The organism is uncultured Halopseudomonas sp., assembly GCF_963977355.1.
GTDB lineage: Bacteria > Pseudomonadota > Gammaproteobacteria > Pseudomonadales > Pseudomonadaceae > Halopseudomonas.
In genome coordinates, this window is sequence record NZ_CAXBOV010000018.1 from 91,159 (window position 1) to 97,207 (window position 6,049).

The 6,049-nt window shown below is 55.6% G+C and carries 3 protein-coding genes; 2 read left to right on the forward strand and 1 reads right to left on the reverse strand.

Going from position 1 to position 6,049, the window contains the following annotated elements; all coding sequences use genetic code 11:
- Window positions 1-28 precede the first annotated feature (28 nt).
- Together AAC076_RS11605 and AAC076_RS11610 are read left to right on the forward strand one after the other, a co-directional pair.
- Window positions 29-931: a LysR family transcriptional regulator gene (locus tag AAC076_RS11605; RefSeq protein WP_339845769.1), complete on the forward strand. Its 903-nt coding sequence runs from the start codon at window positions 29-31 to the stop codon at window positions 929-931.
- 167 nt (window positions 932-1,098) lie between these two features.
- A complete protein-coding gene (locus AAC076_RS11610) occupies window positions 1,099-3,924 on the forward strand; it encodes an ATP-binding protein (RefSeq protein ID WP_339845772.1) in 2,826 nt (941 codons plus the stop codon).
- 59 nt (window positions 3,925-3,983) lie between these two features.
- Here the strand turns inward: AAC076_RS11610 and gtfA are convergent, their stop codons facing one another.
- On the reverse strand, window positions 3,984-5,426 hold the full coding sequence (gene gtfA, locus AAC076_RS11615) for a sucrose phosphorylase (protein WP_339845774.1): 1,443 nt from the start codon (window positions 5,424-5,426) through the stop codon (window positions 3,984-3,986).
- Between the last annotated feature and the right edge of the window lie 623 nt (window positions 5,427-6,049).

Sequence of the window (6,049 nt, forward strand, 5' to 3'; positions counted from 1 at the left end):
TTAATATCTCATTCAATGCAGAGGCCGCATGACAAACCTGCAGCAGTTACGCCACTTCACCGCACTGGTTGAGCATGGCAATTTTGCCCGGGCCGCAGAGGCTGTCCATCTCAGCCAGCCGGCTCTGAGCCGCAGTATCCAGGCTCTGGAGGCCAGCCTGGAGTGCCGGCTGCTTGACCGCCATACCCGTGGCATCAGCCTGACGGTGCATGGGCAGGTGGTACTGGAACACGCTCAACGACTTCTGGCGGGCAGCCTTGCACTGGAAAATGCAGTTAGCCAACTGGGTAATCTGGAAGCAGGTGAGCTGCTGCTGGGCAGCGGGCCCTACCCCGCCGCCAGGCTGGTGCCGCAGGCGCTGGGACGTATGGTCAGCCACTGGCCTCGAGTGCGCGTCAATCTGATCATCGATAACTGGCTGGGGCTGCGTGAGCGTCTGCTGCGTGACGAACTGGAGCTATTCGTCGCCGACGTTCGCGACCTAGAGAAAGACCCTCAACTGAATATAGAGCCCCTGGGAAGCTATGGCGGCGTCATCTTCTGCCGGCCGGAACATCCACTGGCCCGGCGCAGGGACCTGACCATCAATGAACTGCTGGACTTTCCCCTTGCCACGACCCAGATGCCCGGCAAGATCGCGCAGGAGCTCAGTGAGCTTACCGGCATGGAACACCCGGTGAGCATCCAGTGCGACAACTTCATGGTGCTCAAGACCCTGGTCGCGCAGAGCAACGTGATCAGTATGGCTTTCCGAGATGTTGTGGCCGAAGACGTCAGCGCCGGCCGCCTGGTCGTACTACCCATGAAAGAGGCCAGCTTTGACCAGCATTCAGCCTACGGACTGGTCAGCCGTGCCGGACATACGCTGTCACCCGCGGCGCAAGCGATGCGCCTGCAAATGCTCGAAGACAATTCGCCACTGCTGGATTGAAAACCCGACCTCTTTTTAAACGCTAGGTGAAGCGCCTGGGAAGTTTCTGCCAGAGACAATTCAAGGTTTCCGCGCCCGGATCGGAACTTCGTTCAATGAACGCTGGTGGTAAAACATGGTAAAAAGATATGTCTGCCCATATAAAATTCGATCAGCGAAAACTCTAAATGATTGTTTCCGACCCTAATCTCGACGAATCAGAACGCCTTATCCAGCTTTATCGTATCGGCATACTGGATACGCCTCCCGAGCAGGAGTTCGATGATATTACGCGAATGCTGGCTCTGGTGTTCGACACGCCTTTCGCTGCGATTACGCTGATCGATCATTCACGGCAATGGTTCAAGTCACTGGAGGGCAAGCTTGATGTGTGCGAGACCCGCCGGGACGAATCGATTTGCACTTACACTATTTCCAGCGACGACATCCTGGTAATCCCCGATACGTTGAAAGATGCTCGCGCTGCCAACATCCCTCTGGTGGCAGGCGAGACGCGAATACGCTTCTATGCAGGAGTACCGCTACGCCTGAGCTCGGGAGCAAGGATCGGCGCGCTTTGCGCACTGGGTCAAAAACCCGCGGAAATTACTGCCTTCCAGCAGGAGATGCTCGCTCTGCTCGGACGGCAGACAGTCAAGCTGATCGAGCAACGACACAGACAACAGATAAATGCCTGGCTGGCACAGCTTTTTGCACGCTGCGACCTGATGGTCAGCCTGCTGGATCTCGACAGCGGCATTACCGTCTTTACCAACACGGCCTGGGATCAACATTATACGGGTGGTGGCGCGGAGCCCCTCGAGATGCTTCGCAATTTGTTGCCGAACGTGGACAACGCCGACCTGCTCGAGCTCGTGCAAGATGGATCGGATCAGCCCAGGCGCTGGAGCAACACCCGGGTGGTTTTCCCCCAGGGCGCTGCGTCAATTGCGAATGTGCAGCTGATCCCGGACTCGAGCGAAGCGCCACCGGGCTCGCACCGCAAGCTATTGGTCGTGATCGATGATCAGGCAGACATACATCGTGCACGACAGGAAGCCAGCGAGGCTTCATTCAGAGCAAGTCTGCTGGAAAAAGTGGCATCCATTACCCAGAACCCAGTCATCATCACCGATGCGGCAGGGCAAATAGAATGGGTCAACCCCAGCTTTGAAAGCATCACCGGCTACGCGCTAGTTGAAGTGCTGGGCCAGCGGCCGGGAAGTTTTTTACAGGGCGAGGAAACTGACCAGCAAGCAGTGCTGCGGATTGGCGAGCATCTGCGTAGCGGGCAAGGCTTGCGCCAGGAAATCCTCAACTATGCCAAGGATGGGAGGAAATACTGGCAGGAACTGGATATTCAGCCGGCACATGACCAAAGCGGAAAACTGACCCACTTTATCGCGGTACAGACCGACATTACCCTGCGCAAGAGGCAGGAGGAAGCAATGCGCAACGCCCATGCAGAGGCCGAGCGCATAAGCCAGATGAAAAGCCGCTTTCTTGCCAATGTGAGCCACGAAATACGTACGCCACTAAATGGCATCCTGGGTATCGCCCAGTACCTCGCTCGCAGCGTGCCAGAGGCATTTCGTCAGGACATCAACATATTGCATCGGTCGGGAGAGCATTTGCTCAACCTGCTAAATGAAATGATAGATCTGTCAGCGCTTGAGGCGGGCATTCTGGATATACACCTTGATCCGTTCAGTCCGCAGGAGGTATTGCAGGAAGTTTTCACTCTGTTCGAAACCAACGCAGCGGCAAAAGGACTCGAACTTCGTTTGCAGGTCGACGACACTCTGGCCGGTCGCTGGTTCAATGGCGACGCCAAGCGGTTGCGTCAAGTATTGATGAATCTGGTCGGCAACGCGATCAAGTTTACCCGCGAGGGCAGCGTCCTGCTGAGCTGTGTGTCAGCACCAGCGGATGATCACAAGTTCAGCCTGAAATTCAGCATCAGCGACACGGGCCCGGGCATCAGGCCAGAAGATAAACAGCGGATATTCCGCCGCTTCAGTCATCTGGACGCGCCGGAGGCGGGGGCGGGGCTGGGTCTGTCGATTTCCCGTCAGATTCTGCGTCGGATGGACAGCAGACTGATGCTCGAGAGCACTATAGGCGAAGGCAGTTGCTTTACCTTCGAGGTTGCAATGGCGCCTGCAGAGCCCCTGGTCACTTCAAGAGAGCAAAATGCCAGGCTGATCGAAGAAGCTGATTTTGCCGATACCGGCCCGATCCTGGTGATAGATGACAACGAGACCAACCTGCGCGTGATGCAGAGCTTGCTGGATAGCCTGGGCGTCAAGGATGTGCGGCTGGCCAGCTCGGCTCAGGAGGCACTGGAGCTTCCGTACAGCCAGGACATTGCGATTGCCTTTGTCGATATCCGCATGCCGGGAATGGACGGTTTCGAATTTCTTGAACGCTTCCGCAACCTGACCCAAAACAATCTGACGCAACCGGCAATGATTGCCTGCACCGCCCTCAATGGTGGAGCTGAGCGTCAGGCCATAATGTCCCGCGGATTTGATGGTTACATCGCCAAACCGGTAACGCTGATTGAACTGGTCGAGCTGCTGCAGCGTCGAAGGGAAGAACTGTCGCGCCACCGGGCGCCGGTCGTTTCGTCAAGCCAGTCCAAGTCAGTGATCAACGCCTCCCTGCAGGAAAAAATGGATGGCAACATGAGCCTGATCAGGCATTTCCTCGAACTGCTGGTCGAGCATAACGATAGCCTTTGGCAAAGTATCCGGCAGTCGATGGCTGAAAATGACATACAAAGCCTGCAGCGCAGCATTCACACGCTCAAGGGCCAGCTTGCCTATTTCGGGACCAAACACCCCGTTTACTGCAAGGTGCTGCGTATCGACGAGCTGCTCAAGGAGCAACTACCGGTTCCCGACGATGACGTGCTGGATCTCAATCGAGCCACGGATGAGCTCGTCGCGACCGCTCGCCGCGAACTGGCCGAAACGGAACCTAGTCCGCCTGTTTCTGCAGCCAAAGGTTAAGCTCCAGGCCGCAGATGGCTGCTCTTTTAATGGCCGCGCACAGCGGCCTGACTGATCAATCAGCAGGTAAACAGCTTCTCGCTCAAATCCTCCTCGTCCAGATACGTAATTCTTGCGGTCTTGAAGTTGAGGTCCACCAGCAGATGACAATAGTAATCCCCATGCCGCCAGGCCATGGCCACGCTGGAATCGTTCGAATAGTTCAACTCGAAGCGACCGTCGAATGCAGGATAATTGGAGCGAAAACGCATCAGCTTAAGTAACCGTTGCACAACCGGTTGCTCGATCGCTTCATCCATTTCATCCAGAGTGTAGTAATGACGATTGATGTCGCGCAGCTCGCCGGTGGCGTTCATCAGCTCTTCGTCATTACAGCCGGCGAGCAGACCCACGTAATAGACCTGGGGAATACCGGGCGTGAAGAACTGGATCGCACGCGCGGCGATATAGCTGTCGTCGTTGTTCATCAACGCATCGTAGAAGGTACAGGTGAGCTGATAGATGGCGCCCACGCTGTTCACCCGGGCCGCGGAGCGGCGCAGGATCGGGTCCGCGCTGCGGGCATTGATGTTGTCGATCAGCTCCTTGATCCTGTCATCGGGTAACACCCCTTCTACATCCGGAATACAGATGCCGTCATGGGTATCCAGCACCGTGATGCTGTTGCGCGGGCACATGCGCAACCAGTTCTTCAGATACACGCTGTTGTTATCAAGCAGCGTGTAAAGCATCAGCGGCGGCAAGGCGAAGGCATAGGGATGCATGTTGCGGCGGCTGATCGCGTACTGGAAGCTGGTGTGGTCGTGCACCTCCGGCAGGCACTCGGCACCATTACGCGCGGCTGTCTCGTTGACCCATTCGAGTATTCGATAGACATCCGGCTCGACCAGGAAACAGCTGGTACCGATCCGTTTGGTGGTGTAGCCGAAGGCATCCAGACGCAGCAGTTTCACTCCCTTGCTGGTCAGGAATTCGATGTATTCCTCCATCAAACGATAGGTGATATCCGCCTCGTAATTGAGATCGATCTGGCGCTCGGTAAAGGTGCACCAGACGCGGTCCGTGGAGCCGTCAGCGAAGGTCACCTCACGGAAGGGCTCCTTCTCCTTGCGGATATGGATCTTGGCCAGGTCATCCGGGGTTATTTCGCCAAAGCGGTTCACGTGCACAAAGAGTTCCGCATAGGGCGAATCGAGGCCGTTTTCGAGGAAGTCCTTGAACTGCTCGGACTCATCGGAAATATGATTGACCGTCAGGTCCGAGCAGATGTCATATTCGGCGGCTAACCGCTCTATGTCATCCCAGGTGCCAAAGGCTGGATCAACTTCCTTGTGGGTCAAAGGAGAAAATCCGCCATCGGCGTTGGAGGGGAAAAACGGCAGAATATGAATACCACCGATGGCATCAGACAAATGACGATTGATCGCCGTATGCAGGTCGGTGAGATTATTGCCAATACGATTGGGATAACAGATTAGCTGAACAGCGTTGCGTAATATCAATTGGGAGCCGCCTTGGTCAGAGTGAGGTTCGAAATCGAAGTTCGCTATCCATCATAGCACCAGCTCAGCAGCTGAGCAGGGCACCACCCAAAAGGGCTACTTCGGCAATCTCCAGGTTGTAGCAGCCCGAATTGCCTAGACCCGACGGCGAGCCGTACTGGAACGACGTTTAAAACATCGAGAGACTTCACGGTTTCCTCGACCACCGCCTAGTAAAGGAGCGTCCGCTGGGGATCACCAACCTCATTATCGCTATCAAGCTCGGAGAGGTCCGGTTTTATCCTGCTACTTATCGGCGGTTAAAGCTGCACAAACGCCACACGATTGAAACGGGTCATCTGTTCCCTTTCTTTAGCAACGCCTTGTGCCTTCTCAGCAACAGCAGCTTCGAACTGCATTTCGAATTTTTCAACAACGTCGACGACCGAAACTTCAGGTTCTTTACGGGCCGTGGCGGCGCACTACCTTAGACGTACGCACAGGCTGATCAGAGAATGATGGCTGTTGCTTAGGATTTGAACCACGCAAAAAAAAGCCCCGTCCTTTAAAGGACAGGGCTTTTTACTTTCTGGTGCCGGCACCAAGAGTCGAACTCGGGACCTACTGATTACAAGTCAGTGTTA